This is a genomic window from Flavobacterium sp. UBA7680, from assembly GCF_002482975.1.
Classification (GTDB): domain Bacteria; phylum Bacteroidota; class Bacteroidia; order Flavobacteriales; family Flavobacteriaceae; genus Flavobacterium.
In genome coordinates this window covers 92310-108130 of sequence record NZ_DLHA01000019.1, presented here as the reverse complement: position 1 = coordinate 108130, position 15821 = coordinate 92310, and the positions used below count along the sequence as shown (strand labels likewise).

Sequence of the window (15821 nt, the reverse complement as noted above, 5' to 3'; positions counted from 1 at the left end):
TTTACTGAATGGTTTCTTGCTAATTTATAACTAGTCAAACTCATTTATTAATAGAGTATATGAAAAAATGGCGTCAATTGTTTTCAATTGACGCCATTTGGCTGTGGTGACCTCTACGTTACAAAATCCAAAACATTTTATAGAAGATTTGAAGAGATTGGCTTACTGGAAGTAGAGGCTGTCTTTACAAGTCTTCAATATTTTGATTTAGATGTCCTGTTGGGGATTATTAATAAACTTTCGTTATCATTTCATCTATAGGTAAACGAACTTTTTTCGTAGCTGCCATATAGTCTTTTTCCGAATCACGGTATCCTAAAGCGAGGATAACGGTAGAATGCAGCCCTTTTTCTTTCAAACCCAAAACGGTATCGATAGTGGCGGCATTAAATCCTTCGATAGGAGTGGCGTCCACTCTCAATTCTGCCGCAGCAATAAGTGCAGTTCCTAGTGCAATATAAGCCTGTTTGGCTGCCCAAAGAGCTTTTTGCTCTGCGTTGATAGCGCTGAAATAGGAATGCAATCCATTTCTAAATCCTGATAAGGTACCAGCGTCAAGACCTCTTTGCTTTTCTGTCATTGCCATATAATCGTCAATGTAAGTCGAAGTCATATCATTGAATGCAGCAAAAACCAACAAATGAGAACAAGAGCTAATCTGTCCATTAAACGAATCAGCACCTAATTTCTTTTGGATTTCTGGGTTGCTTACAACAAAAACACGATAAGATTGCAGACCACAAGAAGATGCTGAAAGATTTATAGCCTCTAAGATCTGATCGATCTTCTCTTCTGTTACTTTAATGTTATTGTAAGCTTTTGTGGCGTAGCGCCATTTTAAATTTTCTATCAAATTCATTGCTATGTCTGTCTTAAATTTTGACAAATATAAATTTATTTGTTTTGTTTTTCGAGGCTTGAATTGCTATGGGAAACTTCAAATCAGTCATATCCTAGTTCTCTAAAGAATAATTATCTGTTTTCCTTTGTTATTATATTTATAAAAAGATTAATAATCTTTAAAATAGTATTAAAAAAGAATAATTATCTGATTTTTTTGGTTTTGTAAAATATTAAATCTTTTATTTTCAAATTTGCAGGGTAAAAAAACTAAACCTTGTCATCAAATGAAAGCGAACATACAAGAAGATTTAAGAATAAGCGAAAAGCAAGATATTGAAAATACCCAGAATAATTTTGCATTCACATTAGAGAGCACTTGTTTAGATGAAAACTATCACCCCTCAAGTCAAACGCGTTTGACAACCAATTTTGCAAACCTGGCTAGAGGAGCTAATCGCCAGCAAAACTTACGTAATGCCTTAAATATGATTAACAATCGATTCAATGCATTGGCTCATGTGGATAATCCAAAAGCTGATCGTTACCTTGTAGAACTTGAAATCATCACAGTAACGATGAGTATTGATGATAAGAATGGTATTAACAATCTGCCGTTGATTGAAGTTTTAAAAACGAATATTTTTGACCGTAAGACTGGCCAGCAGATCGAAGGAGTTGCCGGAAATAATTTTTCGTCTTATGTTCGTGATTATGATTTCAGTATTTTATTGATCGAGCACAATAAAAATAAATCTAGTTTTTGTATTCCTGAAAATTTTGGTGATTTGCACGGAAAACTTTATAAGTGCTTTGTGAGTTCAGCCACTTATAAAGAGCACTTTAAGATGTCACCGATCATTTGTCTAAGTGTATCGGGCAACAAAACTTATACTCGCACTGAGTATCAGCATCCGGTTCTGGGTTTTGAATATCTGCAGGATCAGTATTCTATCACTGATGAATATTTCTCTAAAATGGGCTTAAAGGTTCGTTTTTTTATGCCTCCGAATAGTGTGGCACCGATGGCTTTTTATCATTCCGGAGATCTGCTTGCTGATTATACTGATCTTGGACTAATCAGCTCAATCAGCACGATGGAGACTTTCCAGAAGATTTATCGCCCTGAAATTTACAATGCAAATTCAGTGGCCGGGAAAATCTATCAACCTAGTCTTAAACACGAAGATTATTCACTGACTCGTGTGGATTATGACCGCGAAGAGCGCAGCCGTCTGGCTGTTGAACAGGGTAAATATGCAGAAGAGCATTTCATTAAGCCTTACAAAAGTCTCCTGGAACAATGGGCTGCTAATTTTACCCTTTAATTGATTACAACGCATTAAAATTATACTATTATGAAGAAATTATTATTACCCACCTCTATTGTTGGAAGTTTACCCAAACCTGCCTGGCTTGCACCACCCGAAAAACTTTGGTCACCATGGAAATTAGAAGGCGATCAGCTAATTGAAGGGAAACAAGATGCTTTACGCATTTCTCTGCAAGAACAACAATTGGCAGATCTAGATATCATTTGTGACGGCGAGCAGACACGCCAGCATTTTGTAACGACTTTTATCGAGCATTTAAGCGGTGTAGATTTTGAAAATCGTAAAACAGTAAAAATCCGTAACCGTTATGACGCGAGTGTTCCAGTGGTGGTAGGTGAGGTTGCACGTCAAAAAGCAGTTTTTGTTGAAGATGCTAAATTTTTACGTAAACAGACTAATAAGCCTATAAAATGGGCATTGCCAGGCCCGCTGACAATGGTAGATACTTTATACGACGACCATTATAAAAGCCGGGAAAAATTGGCGTGGGAATTTGCGAAAGCACTCAATGAAGAAGCAAGAGAACTTCAGGACGCAGGGGTAGATATTATCCAGTTTGATGAACCTGCATTTAATGTGTTCTTTGATGAAGTAAACGATTGGGGAATGGCAGCATTAGAAAGAGCCATTGAAGGTTTACACTGTCAAACGGCGGTTCATATTTGCTATGGTTATGGAATACAGGCCAATACTGATTGGAAAAAGACATTAGGTTCTGAGTGGCGACAATACGAAGAAATTTTCCCGAAAATTCAAAAATCTAAAATTGATGTAGTGTCTTTAGAATGTCACAACTCCAATGTGCCTTTAGATTTAATGGAACTTGTTCGCGGTAAAAAAGTAATGGTCGGTGCCATTGATGTAGCAACTAACACTATCGAAACACCAGAAGAAGTAGCTGCTACCCTGCGTAAAGCCCTTGAGTTTGTAGATGCCGAAAATCTTTATCCTTCTACAAACTGCGGTATGGCCCCGCTATCTCGAAACATAGCAAGAGGCAAGTTAAGCGCTTTAAGCGCAGGAGCAGAAATTATACGCAAAGAACTTGGGATTTAGTCTCAATATATTAATAATGGAGTCCGTACCTCTACGGAGGAATAATATTTAAAACACATTGAAGAAATTATTAGAAGTATTAAAAAAAGCAGGTTTTGACGGTTTCCTGTTAATGATAGCCACCATGATTCTGATGGCTTATTTTTTGCCAAAGCCAGGCATGGTCAAAGAACCTGTTTCGCTGGAGGAGATTGCCAATGCTGGCGTTTCCTTGATTTTCTTGTTTTATGGCATGCGACTGAGTTCTGAGAAACTAAAAGCCGGACTTTCCAACTGGAAAATGCACATTGTAGTCCAGTTGACAACTTTTTTGTTTTTTCCGCTCATTGTTTTGGCGTTTCGCCCGTTGTTTGTCAATAATGGCTTCGAGCTGCTTTGGCTGGGTGTATTTTTTCTGGCAGCTTTACCGTCTACAGTTTCCTCTTCCGTGGTCATGGTTTCCATCGCTAAAGGAAACATTCCCGCAGCCATTTTCAATGCGAGTATTTCCAGTTTGATCGGAGTAGTCGTTACGCCTATCTGGGTTGGGCTGTTTATAGCTTCTGCGACAGGGGATTTTGATGTTACTCAAATCGTCATAAAGTTAATTTTGCAAGTCTTGCTGCCTGTCATCATTGGCATAAGCCTCAATTCCCGTTTCGGCGCCATTGCCGAAAAATACAAGAAACAGCTCAAATATTTCGATCAGGCAGTTATTCTAACGATTATTTACACGTCGTTTTGCAAGTCATTTTCCGAACATCTTTTTGAGGATTTCACCGCCCTTGAACTTGCCGGACTCGCTGCAGGGATGATGGCTTTGTTTTTTGCCGTATTCTTTTGTGTCGGACTACTCAGCCGCCTGCTTGGTTTTTCAGATGAAGACCGCATTACTGTCTTATTCTGCGGGTCTAAAAAGTCATTGGTACACGGCACCGTTATGTCAAAAGTACTTTTTCAGCACAGTACCATCACCGGTATCGTATTGCTGCCGCTCATGCTTTACCATGCCTTGCAATTGATTGCCGCCAGTATCATCGCTCAGGGTATGGCTCGACGAAAAGAAGTATAATTTTATTTATGATGTGGCCCTTTATCTTTTTCGATAAAGGGCACCAAGGATAACGTTCCCTGCTATAAAATAATGCCTTTTTAGATTTTTATACTGTAAAAGTACGTTTTGCAGGTTGTTATGTTTTTAATTTGTTTAAAATAAGATTTTTGTGTTGCTTTTAGTTGTATTTGAAGAATTTTATTCTAATTTAGAAATAAATTAAATCAAAAATTCAAAATAAAAATTTTATGGAGCAGATAGATGAAATTGATCTTCAGTTATTAAATATACTTCACGATAATTCTAAATACACTGTAAAAGAGCTTGCTAAAATGGTAAATCTTTCGGCATCGCCAGTTTTTGAGCGAATTAAAAGATTGGAAAACAGTGGCTATATTAAAAAATATATAGCACTCCTTGATGCAGAAAAATTAAACAGGGGATTCATTGTTTTCTGTAATATCAAACTTAAACAGCACGATCGCAATATTGGGAATCAGTTTGTTAGTGATATTATGAAAATAGAAGAAATTGTGGAATGTTACAATATCTCAGGTGATTACGATTTTTTAATGAAAGTATCTGCCAAAGATATGAAGCACTATCAGGATTTTGTCTTTAATAAATTAGGCTCAGTTGAAAGCATAGGCAGCACCCAAAGTACATTTGTCATGGCGGAGATAAAAAATTTGTACGGATAGTTCCGCAAGCAACGATAGTGCGGAAATTCTTTCCGTGCGCTTTCCTATGTATTAATAAAAACTAGACTTACTTTTTTTATTTGTTGTGATATACTTTGCGGGCACGGATTACAAATCTGCGGGATCGGATAAATTTCTCGACATAATTGAGATATATTTTAAATTAAGTAAATTGCGAACTTTTAAAATACTTTTATAATGTCCAATTTTGAAACGTTTTTCGATTACATTCAAAAAATATCTGGTAAACTATTATCAGATGAAGATAAGAATTTGTTGATAGCACATTTCAAACCGAGAAAACTTCGAAAACGACAATATTTTCTGCAGGAAGGTGACGTCTGCAAATACATAGCCTTTATTGTAAAAGGATCTGCCAAGACCTTTACGGTAGATAAAAAAGGAAATGAACAGATATTAAAATTGTCTGTAGAAAAGTGGTGGCTGACAGATTTTGAAAGCTTTTATCTATTAACGCCAAGCCGCTTTAATATTGAAGCTTTGGAAGAGCTTGAGATCCTGCAGTCAACTAATGTAGAAATTGAAGATTTTCTTAAACAAATACCTGCTTTTTCAGCGATGTCAAACGTGATTAGTCAAAATAACACCATTGCAGCCCAGAAAAGAATGCAGGCTATTAATTATTCGGCAGAAGAGCGTTACGAAGAATTGGTCAAGAATTATCCTCATTTCCTTCAACGGTTTCCGCAAAACATGATTGCTTCTTACTTAGGGTTGTCTTCTGAAACTTTAAGCCGTATTAAGAAAAACGTTTTATAATAATCCTTTTTTTATTTCAGGTTTACTTTATACAAAAATGCTCTACTTATTAAGTCGGATTTTTAATAATAATGTATCAATTAATTTTAATATTTAAACTAATTCGAGACATAGTGATTATTTTTTTCAAATTAAGGAAAAGTATTTATAAATGTAATTTAAGTTGTAATTGTTTTGTTTCACGATGCTTATCTTATTTTTTTTGACTTAAGTCATCAATTTGACATGACATTTGTCATCTATATTTAATGATTTATGTCAATCTACAGTTTGTCATGATTTCACAACTTTGAATATTCTTCAGAACGAAAAAAAATTGAAGATTTAAATATAATCAATAGTCGAAATCATGAGTAAATTAGAAAACAAGGTCGCAGTAGTTACAGGTGCTTCCAAAGGAATAGGTGCAGCTATCGCGAAACACTTTGCAGCGGCAGGCGCAAAGGTTGTTGTAAATTATGCTTCAAGCAAAGAAGGAGCAGACAAGGTTGTTAAAGAGATAATAGATAATGGCGGAATAGCCATTGCAATTCAAGCAGATGTATCGAAAGAAGCTGATGTGACCAGATTATTTAACGAAACTGAGAAGTCATTTGGTACACTTGATATTTTAGTAAATAATGCAGTATCTCAGGGATATGCGCCAATTGAACTCATTTCGGCAGAAGACTTTCATCAAAGTTTTAATGTTAACGTGTTGGGTCCAATTTTAACTATTCAGTCAGCTTTAAAACTTTTTGGCGATAAGGGAGGTAACGTTATTAATATCAGTTCGGGTGCAAGTAAGTCTCCGCTCCAAAATGCTTCTTTGTACTCTTCAACAAAAGCTGCACTAGATGCGTTTACAATTGCTTTATCTAAAGAGTTGGGAGCTAAAAACGTTCGTATTAATTCCATTTTGCCTGGTGCTACTGATACAGAAGGCGCGGCAAGCGCAGGCGTTACCGCTGGCAGTGATTACGAAAAAATGTTTGTAGAAAAAACACCGCTTGGTCGAAGAGGACAGCCTTCAGATATTGCGAAAGCTGCAGTATTTTTAGCTTCCGATGACGCTGGTTGGATAACTGGAGAGCAAATTTCCGTTTCGGGCGGTATGTACGGTTTTTAAAATCGTAACAAAAATAAAAGTATTAAGATGGTTTTTCCATCAGAAAGAAATTTAAAATAGAAAAGCTGAATATTAATGTATTCAGCTTTTTGTTTTGTTTAAAACTTACGAAATTTAGGTGCAAAGAAAACTGATTTTTCGATATATGGAATTTACAAACTATTAGTTTTATAACTAAGAGTGACCTCGAAGGGATAAATTTCTATGCTTTTATGGAAGATTTAAGAGATTGGCGTATCGTATAATCGGTCTGTTATAGCTCTACAAACCTTGCACAATCTGCATAAAATCGTTTCTACTCCAGTGGTCTGTTATCTTTCCATCTTCAAGAATATCTATTTCTATGACATTCATTTCTATTTTTTTTCCCGTGGCGGTCTTTCCCATAAACTCACCAGTATGTGTTGCGGTTATCGTTTTTCTCAGAGATACTTTATCGGCTTCTGCTAGCACTTCATCAATTCGAACTGAAATATTAGAAAAACTTTTATGAAAGTCTTTTATAAATATAATCATTGCGCTTGCATCTTTTGGAGCATTTGGTGGGGCAGTATGATTCGTAAATGAATGTGATAAAAGTTCTTTTGTAATTTCTATATTTCCCAATTCGAAAAATTCCTTATTAAACTTAATTATTACCTGTTTGTTTTGTTCTAGTGTCATTTTTTCTTCTGTTCTTTTTTTAGTTACTTGTCCTTGTGTTGTTTGAAAGCCCATAGTTATGATTATTAACATTACGACTAAAAATTGTTTATGAGTTTGTCTCCTCAGAGAATATCGAGAGTTGAGTTCCTGTGATAATTTTTTCATAATCTATGTTTTATAATTGTCATACAAAGATGAGACAAGCAAGAAAAACTGGCTAATAATAAAGTTTAAGAAATAAGATTAAGATAGTTTAAGAGTACGGTTATTTACTAGCGATGTTTTTTCGAATATTGCTCAGAAATTCAGGCGTAATTCCTAGGAAAGAGGCTATTTGAGTATTAGGAAGTCTCTTGGAAAGATCTGGATATTGTTCTAAAAAGGAAAGATAGCGATCCTCTGCTGTCATGCTAATATTTTGCAACATTCTATTTTGAAGCTCGATAAAATTATTTTCAACTATTACTCTAAAAATTCTATTGAACTTGGGAAAGTTTTCAAATAGGAAAACCAATTTTTTTTGCTCTATTTGAATAATTACAGAATGCTCGACTGCTTCAATAAACAACAGGCTTGGTTTACCTGCATTAGGATTTTTAAAATCAACTGGCTTTACAGAATGGAAGCTAGCCATATCAGTAAGCCAGGCATTTTCTGCTCCAAATTGTAAATTGTGCTCTTTTCCGGCATTGTCAACGTTGTACATTTTAAAACACCCGCTAACAATAAAATTATAATGTTTGCATCGGTCTCCTTCTTGTAAAACAAATTGTCGCCGCTTAATCTTTCTTTCAGTAGCTATTTTTGTAATAGCATCTATTTCTTCCAAGTTTAAAGGAAGATAGTTGTTAAAATGTGATATGAGTTTTTGAATAGACATATGATACAAAGATATGTTATTCATCTAAATTATATTTCATTAGAGTTTTCATATCCTCAAAAAAATGGCGTACCAGCTACTTTAATTTATTGAATTTTTTATTTAAAAAAAGGAATGGAAAACTGCATATTCGATTAGTAATAAGAATATCTCTTTTATTAAATAAATTACACAGTCGTTTATGTTAGAAAAATATCGTCTACCAGTTAGTATGAGATTTTAGCTTATGAGTGCTTACATTGAAAGTAATAATATATTAAAATAGTATACTAAACTGCAACGAAAAAGCATAAAAAATCCCATTTCGTTAGAAATGGGATTTTAATTTGGTGACCTCCACGGGACAAATTTCAACAAAATTTATGGAAGATTTAAAGGTATTGGCCTACTACATGTAGACGCTGTCTTTCATTGGCTTAGTAAATTTGGTTTGGATGTCCTGCTGGGGATTGATGCCGATTTATAACTAATTACTGTAAATCTTGTATTGGCTTAGCTATTGAAAATGTAATTTTTATTGAAAAAATTTAGTCGGAGAGCCGCAAATTCGAACCTGACTATTGGATCCGCTATCATAAATCGTTTTCTGTTTTTACAATATTGGTGCGCCACGATTCTGCCATGAAACTTCAATAGGTTAAAATATTTTTTTGGAAAACCGCCGTAACTTTTTGTGGCAGAAAAGGTATCCATTCCAATCAAGGCATGGTGAACATTATAGCTATTGAAGTTGCCGCCAATACGATTAGAAAATTTAAAACAGCTGCTGAAAGTGTTAATATAAAGGTTTTTATTCTGGAGATATTTTTGAAGAATTGGCCGTAAATCCACAACATCAATGCAAAATCTATCACTAGTAGAATCTTCAGGATGAATTGTGCATTTTCTGCCCAGAGTTTCTGAGTGCTGTAAAATGCATTAATGACCAAATGTTCTGTAAAATTATAGCCCTGCTTATGAAATAATAAAAAAGAATTTAATGATAATACCGGCAGCAGCAGCAGGGTAATAATAGAGAAGTGGTGTGAAATCCACTCGTTGAACTGCTCATAATTAAATGTACTGTCATGTATATCTTTATAAGGATCTATTTTTAATGTATGATACAGAAGGCCGTAAAGGCCCGCAACAACAATAAGCATTGAAAAAGGTTTATAATGCTTTATGCGTTTTCCCTCTATATAGTCCCGGACACTGTGCCCGGGTCTTGTAAATAATTCACGTGCCGAATGTAATATTCCCCCATCCAGATGGATTAGACCATGCTGGAGGTCATGCAGTACAAAAGAAGCATTTATTTGATGGGTTTCAGCAGCCTGTCCGCAGTAATTGCAGTAGTTGCCTTCGAATATATTTCCACAGTTTTTGCAGGTATGGCTCATATTTAATATTGATCAGTTTTTTTGATCCAGAGGAGCTTTCGTATCTCAATATACCTTAATTTCTATTTTGGAATACAGGAAAAAGGATTGAATAACGAATATTTTGAACGCTTTTTTTCCATTCTATCGGAATCGCACCACCGGCACTCTCACAATTACATTGTTTTTGGTTTATTATTTAACATAAATAGGACTTCGTTTTAGCAGGTAAGTGATCGAATCGATCCAGCTGTCTTTTAAATTAAGAAATGGTTTTCTGGTCTGGGTATATATTTTTGTTCCGTTTTTATACATATCAAAATAAACAGTATAATGATAATACACCTGTGTATTGGCAGTTGTCACCGAACTGTTGTTTGTTTTGGCTTTAGTGTAGCTGTCATTTACTTTGGCTGATCCTGAATTGTAAGTTGAAGTGGTCTGCCCTTCGGTTATGGTATAGGATATTTTAGCGGCAACAATATTGTCGACTCCCAAAATTTTCTGCAGATCCTCTATTGGTGTATCATCAATATTGGCACTGTTTATTCCTGCCTTATGCAGCAGACTGTTGGTTACCCTTAAATCCTGTACAGTCAAAGGAAAAATATTCGAAGATTTATCAATGAGTTTGTTGTAGATGTCGTTTTGGGCAAACTTTGCCATATCCTCAGAACTCTGCAGGTTATCTGAATTCACGTAGGGTATGGGAAGTACAGCAATTGTATTTGTTTTCATCGGGGCATTTTCAATAACCTGAGATGTCTGCGGACCAGCACTGGTGCCGGCAGCTGCTCCTGTATCAAAAGTCTGCGACCTGCCGCTTGCAAAATCAATTCTGGCAATTTTGCTTATCTCCAAAGAGATCTGCATTGTTTCTCCCGGCAGGGAATATTCAACGGTGCTGTCAGACATCTTTGAAATTTTGCACTCAATGATCTGGTAATCTTTTTTTATTATTTTGTCAAGTTTAGCAGTGCTTTTATTCTGTGCGAAGTTTAGAATCGTAAATAGAAGCATCAATATAGCGCAGCTCTGTTTGAAACTTATCATAATTGCGTATTATTTAATTTAACAATCTAATTTTTAATTAAAGTTAATAATTAAAATTTAAATACTCATCTTAATCTGGTTAAAAAAACATGTTATTTAATGTTTTACTGATTGAAATAATTTGTAATTTTTTCTTGATGATTTTAAATTTAGCAATATTTTCCTATATTTAGTCTTAACTGTTTTTTAATTGGTTCTCTCGCGTCTTTGAATAACTTTTATCTTTATATTTTTAAACCTGTCAAAAAAATGGATACAAAAGGTCATTGTTATCCAAAACACATAATTCTTCAGGCGCTAGATTTTAAATTAAGATTTGCACTTAGTTACCGGGATATTGAAGAAATGATGAAGATTAGAGGAGTAATTGTGGATTATGGCGTGATCCAGCACAGGGTTTATAAGTTTCATCTTTCCGTAAAGCTATTTTTAGCAGCTCTTCCGCTATTCGTTCCAATCTTTTGTACCAAACCCTGGCACAAAAGGATTTCACTGCACACGAGCGAAGCGAACTGGCGAAGCAATCGGTGCTGGGGCTGCCGAGGAGCCCGGCTTCTTTAGACTAATAAAAATAAGGAAAGTTATAAAAAAATGGCACCGATTGTCTTCAATTTGCGCCATTTGGCTTGTTTGTGATCTCTACGTGACAAATTTCAACAAAATTTTTGGAAGATTTGAAGAGATTGGCTTACTATTGGTAGGGAATGACTTTCAGTGGCTTCAGCAATTTGGTTTGGATGCCCTGTTGGTGATTGCACGAAAATGTAGAGTCAAGAACACAAATCGTTACTCTCTTTGCCAAAACCGCCTTAGCTTATTCTGGCAAAAAAGGTATCCATTCCAAACACCCAGTGATACATTTCTACCACGAAATTAAAAATGATGTATTGCTAATAGCTTCTTAAATCTCTGTGGAAAAAAGGTCTCCAATTCACAAAAAAAATAAGATAAATTTACATTTTTTCTTTTGATCTTCCCATAATAAAAAAATCAAGCCCAGTTGCTGAAATTTGGCTTTTATTTTAAGAGAATACCACTATGGGATTTATGTATGTAGCCAAAAATCAGGACAGGGTTGATTTTAATACTTTTTCTGTACAAATTTTCCTTTCATAGTTACAAAGTACTGCTGTTTTGGGTATAAATACTGAAATTAAGATCTAGTGATGTAGAAAATAAAACAGAAGTACTATCTAGTATTTTAGTAAAGAGTTTGATCACTACCCGTATGGTTTTAAAAAAAAGTATATATTTGAAAAGCAAGGCCAGGTAAAAACTTGGATATGAAATTTTTTAAAGCTTGCAGCTGTAAATACTTCAAAATAAATTTGATGAAAAAAAAATTACTGATTTTATTTGGTCTCTTGGCCTTAAACATTTTTGGGCAGGAGAAAAGCAACGACAGTATAACTGCAAAAAAGAATATCAAATTTAAATACGAGGCATTGGTTATTCCCGTTTCTTTAATCAGCTATGGAGTTATTGGACTGGAGAGCCATACTATTAAAGATATCAATACCGATACCAAAACAGAACTCAATGAACATATTGACGAGAAGTTCACTATTGATGATTTTTCGCAGTACAGTACTTTTCTCTCTGTATATGCACTAAATGCAGCCGGGGTAAAAGGGAAAAATAATTTCAGGCACCGTACAGTTATTTTAACCACTGCCTATTTGATTATGGGCACAACAGTCAATATTATAAAACATACAGGAAACGAGATGCGCCCAGACATGACTTCAAACAACTCCTTTCCTTCCGGACACACGGCAACAGCTTTTATGGGTGCTGAATTTTTATACCAGGAATATAAAGATGTATCGGTATGGTATGGAATTTCTGGTTATTTAGTCGCTGCTGGAACCGGATTTTTTAGAATGTACAATGACAGGCATTGGTTTAGTGATGTAGCCGCCGGAGCCGGTATTGGAATTTTAAGCACTAAAATAGCATATTGGATTCATCCGCTTGTCACGAAAACAGTATTCAGAAAAAAAGAAAACCTGAATGGAGTAATTATGCCCACTTACAATGGAAAACAATATGGTTTAGCGATGGCAATGACATTTTAGGAGTAAGCAAATCTCTATAAAGTAAGAACTCAACAATTACTGCAGCAATAATGTGATTTCTGTTAGCCGCTTTCTATACTTAAGACCTTATACTACTTTGATATACCATTTTCTTCAACCAGCAAAGAAATATTCTTATAAGTTTCGCAATTATCATAAAAAATGTAAACCCGCCAAAATCAAATAATTGGAGGTTTACATTTTATATTGAACATTTTTAAATCCCAGGGATTATTTATATTTAATGTTGATGCTGATAATATCAGAAGTCATATTGGTAGTTCTTGTATAATGACCGTAACGAATCTCCAGTGTATTCCAGTGTTTGAGGCCGAAGATTCCGTTTAGGGGCGTGAATTTCATACCCATTCCAAAGAAACTGCTGTCAAACTTAGACAAATCATAGTTGCTGGTGTAGTATTCATCAGCTGCCGTATGTTCTCCGTAGGGTTTAAAATACTTCGTTCCTGTCTGGGTATAATACCTGTAAAACGGACTCACTGAAAAGGCCTGCGTTAATTTCACCGGAATTTCAAGATCAGCAGTATGGGCTTTTAAGCTCCAGTCATCTGAATAATATCTGTAATAAGCACGAATAATTACATTATCTCCCAAAAAGTAACTAGCCCTGATTCCTAGTGGAATTTTTAATCTGGTATCGGGCATTTTTTCCTGATGTACAGATCCGTCAGTAAAATAAACCCTGTGAAAAGGAAGGCTTAAATACCCGTTTTGGCTGATAACATCACCTACAAGCATTACCTGCAGATTTTTGTTTACCACCTGAGAATAACTCAAAGTTCCTGCAAAAGTATTTCGGTTCGCGCTTCCGTAGCCTTCGCCTCCCGAAGTGCGAAGCTCAACAGGTTCAATCAGTTTTAACTGATCGAGAAAGGTTTGAAATTTAGCAGTAAATTCTCCGTTTCTGTCTTTTGTTTTTTGGGAGAAGCTGATATTGCCTCCAAACGACTGATAATCAAATTCGGTCGATGATGAAACGCCAATACCCAATGTTCTTCCTTTTTCTTCATTTTCTCTCAGATAAGTCAAAGAAGGGTAAAAGCGGTTGTCTGAAGAAGATGCAGATGAATTGGCACTTAAATCAATCATATCTGATGAGGCAGAGGTATAGTGGTCAATACCGGCTTCAATATCAAAAGTATGTTTGATTCCGGTCTCTCCGTATTTTATCAATTTAACATCAATGGTATTGGCAATATCGGTAAGATGCTCAGAACCAATCCCCCCGGTAACAGCTGAATTGTTTCCGTCCTGCTTGTAATAGCTGGAAACCAGATTTACCTCCTCGAGTTTTAATTTTCTGCTTTTGTAAGCTGTGGAATCTGTAGGAACATTTTGTGCTCTTGTTTGAAATAATGCCAGTAAGGCAAATCCTGTAATGAATATTCTTTTCATTTTTTAATGGTATGAAAATTAGTTACAACCACAGCCGCCGCCGCTTTTTCCTGAATTTGCTCCGGAAGCTCCTTCACGGTAGGATTGAAAACTAAGTTCTGTTTTTTCTATTTTCCTGTTGGAAAGGACCATTTCAGAATCGTTGATTTTTCCTTTCTGGTACTCTTTTACCGATGTGCAGGAGGTGAGTAGAATGCCCGTAAAAGTAATGCTGCATAACAGTACGAGCGCTTTTTGTTTGGGCTTTTTCATTTCAGGTTAATGTTTTTAGAAGTGTAAATTTTATTGTTGTCGTCGATGATAATACAATATAGATCTGCTATCTGATTTATTAAAAACAAGCCTGCTTTAATCCCCATAACCGCTATTGGTGTTGCCATTGCATCTGCAAATTCTGCGTTTCCACTAATAATGGTCACGCTTTTTATTCCGGTTATCGGAAGTCCTGTTTTTGGGTCAATGGTATGCGAATATTTTTTGCTGTTAATGGTCACGAACTTTTCATAATTTCCAGAGGTTGCCACTGCTTTATTGGAAATTTCCATATACGAAAATGCTGCATTTGGCGAATTAGGATCGGCTACGCCAATTGTCCATTTTCTACCGTCTGGCTGTAATCCCCAGGCCGAAAGATCTCCGCTGGCATTAATAATGCCGCTCTGCACATTATGATTTAAAAGTATTTGTTTTGCCATTTCAGCGGCATATCCTTTTCCAATGCCGCCAAAACCAATCCGCATTCCTTTTTCTTTTAAAAATACGGTTGTGTGTTCCGGGTCTAAAATGATATTTCTGTAATCAATAAGGTGTACCATTTTGAGGGCTGTTTCGGCATCTGGTAACTGGGTCATTGCCTTGTCAAAATTCCATAGACTTTTATCGATACTTCCGTATGAAATATCAAAAGCCCCTTGTGTAATTCTTGAAATTCCAATACATCTTTCGATAAGATTAAAAACTTCAGGATCTACTTTTACAGGTTTAATTCCTGCATTTTCATTAATCAGATTGGTTTGACTGTCGTCTTTATACGTAGTCAAAAGCCTTTCGATGCGTCTGATTTCTTCAATAGCAAGATTAATATTCTCCTTTCCTGTTTTCTCATTTTCGGCCACAACAGTTATAGTAAAGTTGTTTCCCATGAGTTTTAGGGACTCGGAATACTTCTGTTTTTTCAGTATGTTACTTTTTGCTGTCACAGATTGCTTTTATTTCGGCTGTCCACTGCTCAGGAGTAGTTTCTGGTTTTCCGTGCCAGGTTTTAAGAACTTTTCCATCAGCATCAAGAAGAAGAGTTAAAGGGAAACTTCCTTCTTTATTGTAAATTTCGGCTAAATCCTCGTTTCGCTTTACCTGCTGGGGAGTTCCAATGTTTTTCTTCTTTCGTGGAAAATCAGCATTAACGAGTACCAGATTTGCATTTGCCATATCTGTGAAAGCCTGATTTTCCAGATAGTCTCTGCGCATCACGATACAAGGCCCGCACCAGTCTGAACCGGAGAAGTTCAACAGAATTAATTCGTGCTTTTCCTTTGC

The 15821-nt window shown here is 35.7% G+C and carries 16 protein-coding genes; 7 read left to right on the top strand and 9 right to left on the bottom strand.

What is annotated here, in order from left to right; translation table 11 throughout:
• Positions 1 to 229 precede the first annotated feature (229 nt).
• Positions 230 to 859: a nitroreductase family protein gene (locus B3C18_RS05445; protein ID WP_291143610.1), complete on the bottom strand. Its 630-nt coding sequence runs from the start codon at positions 857 to 859 to the stop codon at positions 230 to 232.
• Between the two features lie 268 nt (positions 860 to 1127).
• Between B3C18_RS05445 and B3C18_RS05440 the strand changes: the two genes are divergently transcribed.
• The 6 genes from B3C18_RS05440 (at position 1128) to B3C18_RS05415 (ending at position 6852) form a co-directional block, all read left to right on the top strand.
• Positions 1128 to 2168, top strand: a complete 1041-nt coding sequence (locus tag B3C18_RS05440; protein WP_291143608.1) for a DUF1852 domain-containing protein — start codon at positions 1128 to 1130, stop codon at positions 2166 to 2168.
• A gap of 30 nt (positions 2169 to 2198) precedes the next feature.
• Positions 2199 to 3230, top strand: a complete 1032-nt coding sequence (locus B3C18_RS05435; RefSeq protein ID WP_055092455.1) for a methionine synthase — start codon at positions 2199 to 2201, stop codon at positions 3228 to 3230.
• Between the two features lie 58 nt (positions 3231 to 3288).
• Positions 3289 to 4281, top strand: a complete 993-nt coding sequence (locus B3C18_RS05430; protein ID WP_291143599.1) for a bile acid:sodium symporter family protein — start codon at positions 3289 to 3291, stop codon at positions 4279 to 4281.
• A 230-nt stretch (positions 4282 to 4511) separates the two neighbouring features.
• Positions 4512 to 4964 carry an Lrp/AsnC family transcriptional regulator gene (locus B3C18_RS05425; protein ID WP_291143597.1) on the top strand — a complete coding sequence of 151 codons (453 nt, stop codon included), beginning with the start codon at positions 4512 to 4514 and terminating at the stop codon, positions 4962 to 4964.
• 198 nt (positions 4965 to 5162) lie between these two features.
• Positions 5163 to 5744 carry a Crp/Fnr family transcriptional regulator gene (locus B3C18_RS05420; protein ID WP_291143594.1) on the top strand — a complete coding sequence of 194 codons (582 nt, stop codon included), beginning with the start codon at positions 5163 to 5165 and terminating at the stop codon, positions 5742 to 5744.
• A gap of 349 nt (positions 5745 to 6093) precedes the next feature.
• Complete coding sequence (locus tag B3C18_RS05415; RefSeq protein WP_291143591.1) at positions 6094 to 6852, top strand: SDR family NAD(P)-dependent oxidoreductase; 759 nt, start codon at positions 6094 to 6096, stop codon at positions 6850 to 6852.
• Positions 6853 to 7113: 261 nt separating this feature from the next.
• Here the strand turns inward: B3C18_RS05415 and B3C18_RS05410 are convergent, their stop codons facing one another.
• The 4 genes from B3C18_RS05410 to B3C18_RS05395 form a co-directional block, all read right to left on the bottom strand.
• The gene (locus B3C18_RS05410) at positions 7114 to 7662 is read right to left on the bottom strand and encodes an ester cyclase (protein WP_291143589.1); all 549 of its coding nucleotides are present in this window, start codon (positions 7660 to 7662) and stop codon (positions 7114 to 7116) included.
• Positions 7663 to 7762: 100 nt separating this feature from the next.
• Positions 7763 to 8401, bottom strand: coding sequence for a Crp/Fnr family transcriptional regulator (locus tag B3C18_RS05405; protein WP_291143587.1), 639 nt, complete (start codon positions 8399 to 8401; stop codon positions 7763 to 7765).
• A gap of 674 nt (positions 8402 to 9075) precedes the next feature.
• Positions 9076 to 9759, bottom strand: a complete 684-nt coding sequence (locus B3C18_RS05400; protein WP_291143585.1) for a DUF3667 domain-containing protein — start codon at positions 9757 to 9759, stop codon at positions 9076 to 9078.
• A gap of 174 nt (positions 9760 to 9933) precedes the next feature.
• Entirely contained in the window at positions 9934 to 10653 is a 720-nt protein-coding gene (locus B3C18_RS05395; RefSeq protein ID WP_291143582.1) for a hypothetical protein, read from the bottom strand.
• Positions 10654 to 12122: 1469 nt separating this feature from the next.
• Here B3C18_RS05395 and B3C18_RS05390 point away from each other — a divergent pair.
• Positions 12123 to 12869, top strand: a complete 747-nt coding sequence (locus B3C18_RS05390) for a phosphatase PAP2 family protein (protein WP_291143579.1) — start codon at positions 12123 to 12125, stop codon at positions 12867 to 12869.
• Between the two features lie 231 nt (positions 12870 to 13100).
• On the opposite strand, the gene B3C18_RS05385 is transcribed toward B3C18_RS05390, so the two are convergent.
• From B3C18_RS05385 to B3C18_RS05370, 4 genes are all read right to left on the bottom strand, one after another.
• The gene (locus B3C18_RS05385) at positions 13101 to 14285 is read right to left on the bottom strand and encodes a DUF3570 domain-containing protein (protein ID WP_291143576.1); all 1185 of its coding nucleotides are present in this window, start codon (positions 14283 to 14285) and stop codon (positions 13101 to 13103) included.
• An 18-nt stretch (positions 14286 to 14303) separates the two neighbouring features.
• Entirely contained in the window at positions 14304 to 14537 is a 234-nt protein-coding gene (locus B3C18_RS05380) for a DUF4266 domain-containing protein (RefSeq protein ID WP_291143573.1), read from the bottom strand.
• Positions 14534 to 15427: an FAD:protein FMN transferase gene (locus B3C18_RS05375; protein WP_291143571.1), complete on the bottom strand. Its 894-nt coding sequence runs from the start codon at positions 15425 to 15427 to the stop codon at positions 14534 to 14536. Before B3C18_RS05375 ends, B3C18_RS05380 begins: the two co-directional genes overlap by 4 nt.
• 40 nt (positions 15428 to 15467) lie before the next feature.
• Positions 15468 to 15821, bottom strand: a 354-nt coding sequence (locus tag B3C18_RS05370; RefSeq protein ID WP_291143568.1) for a thioredoxin family protein, incomplete at its 5' end; no start/stop codon positions are given.